This is a genomic window from Synechococcus sp. R6-7 (genome assembly GCF_047461695.1).
GTDB lineage: Bacteria > Cyanobacteriota > Cyanobacteriia > Thermostichales > Thermostichaceae > Thermostichus.
This window is the reverse complement of record NZ_JANSHS010000016.1, coordinates 1-1,724: the sequence shown is the minus strand read 5'-3', so window position 1 is coordinate 1,724 and position 1,724 is coordinate 1. Positions and strand designations below refer to the sequence as shown.

The window sequence follows — 1,724 nt, the reverse complement described above, 5'->3', positions numbered from 1 at the left end:
TTTTAGGGGCTCCGTCCCGCTGGCGCAAACAGAGCACCCTCATTTCCGGCTTGGGCCTGTTGCTGACGGCCTTGGCGCTCCATGCCGCCGACGCAACCGGAGTTCGTGAAGAGACCTTGGCCACGGCAGCCACCCCCGAAAACCCAATCCTGCATATAGGCATTGTGCAACGCTTTGGCCGTTCTGAGACGGATCAAGTGGAGCTGGCGGCGCCGACGGGATCCCTTCTCACCCTGGAATTCCCTCAAGCAGACGGCAGCACCCAGACCCAGCGAACGCCTCGGGTCAGCATCGGCATTGTCAATCGCGCCCTGACCACCCCGGAAACCGTATACCGTCTAATCCTCAGCAGCCACAAAAGCTTTGAGAGTGCCGAGGCCAATGCCAACCATTGGCAGTCTCTGGGCATCAGCACCGAGATCGCCCAGCCGCAAGAATGGCAGGTGTGGGCCAACCGCGCCTACACCCCGCAACAACTGATCCAGATTCAGCAGTATGCCCAGAAGGAAGGGATCCCCCATGTGCGGCTCGAGGTGCAGGAGCGACGCGAACGGGCGGAGCTAAGCTGGGTTCATGAACACTTTCGCTACCACCGCACCCGCCTCAGGGTGACCTCTGATGCCGGCTATCTACGGGTGAACGACCACTACTATGCCGGATCCATCACCTTTCAGCCCAATGCCTACGGCAGCTACACTGTGGTCAATGCCGTGCCCCTGGAAACCTATTTGCGGGGGGTGGTGCCCCACGAGGTGGGGTCGGGGGCTCCCTTTGCCGCCATGGCTGCCCAGGCGATCCTGGCGCGCACCTACGCCCTCAAGAACCTCCACCGCTTTCAGGTTGACGATTATCAGCTCTGTGCCAATACCCACTGCCAGGTTTACAAGGGATTGACCGGAACCCACCCGCGGGCTGACGAGGCCATTCGCCAGACCAGCGGCCTGGTGCTCACCTACAACGGCGAGCTGGTGGATGCCGTTTATTCTTCCACCAACGGTGGCGTCTCGGCGGCCTTTGAAGACGTTTGGGACGGGGATCCGCGCCCCTACCTGCGCCGGCAAGCGGATATTGCCCATCAACCGGGTAAGCCCCTGGATTTGCGGCAGGAGAGCAGCTTCCAGGCGTTTTTGGCCCAACGAGAGGGCTTCAACGAAGCAGGAGTATCCCGCCTATTCCGCTGGGAGTTCTCCCTATCTCTGGAGGAGCTGAACACCCAGTTGCGGGCCGGCCAAGACTACCTGGGGATCCCGATGCCCACCTGGAGCAGCATCGCGGGGATGCAGATCCTGGAGCGCTCCGCCAGTGGCCGGGTGCAGGTGATGCAATTGGACTTGCAGACGGCAGAAGGGATCCGCTCGATTCTTTTGCGTAAGGATCAGGTACGCTTGGCTTTTCCTCGCCTGTACAGCACCCTGTTTCGGATAGAGCCTCTGAAACAAGGGGAGCGATTGGCAGGCTATCGCTTCATCGGTGGCGGCTTTGGCCATGGGGTGGGCCTGAGCCAGTATGGCTCCTATACCCTGGCTCGGCAGGGGTTTAACGCGGCACAAATCCTCGCTTTCTACTACCCCGGCACCACCTTGGCCCCGCTGGGATCCCTATCCTTGCAGTTGCCTGCCGCCTCAGCAGCCTACTCTATCCGCTAGAGGTTGGGTGAAAGTTATGGCCGTTCGCGACAGCGGGACAGAGCCTTTAGAAGAGCATGACTCTAGTCAATAATAAGC

The 1,724-nt window shown here is 60.6% G+C and carries 1 protein-coding gene; it reads left to right on the top strand.

Going from position 1 to position 1,724, the window contains the following annotated elements; translation table 11 throughout:
* Positions 1 to 50 precede the first annotated feature (50 nt).
* Complete coding sequence (locus NW815_RS00530; protein WP_414415612.1) at positions 51 to 1,646, top strand: SpoIID/LytB domain-containing protein; 1,596 nt, start codon at positions 51 to 53, stop codon at positions 1,644 to 1,646.
* The last annotated feature ends 78 nt before the right edge of the window (positions 1,647 to 1,724 follow it).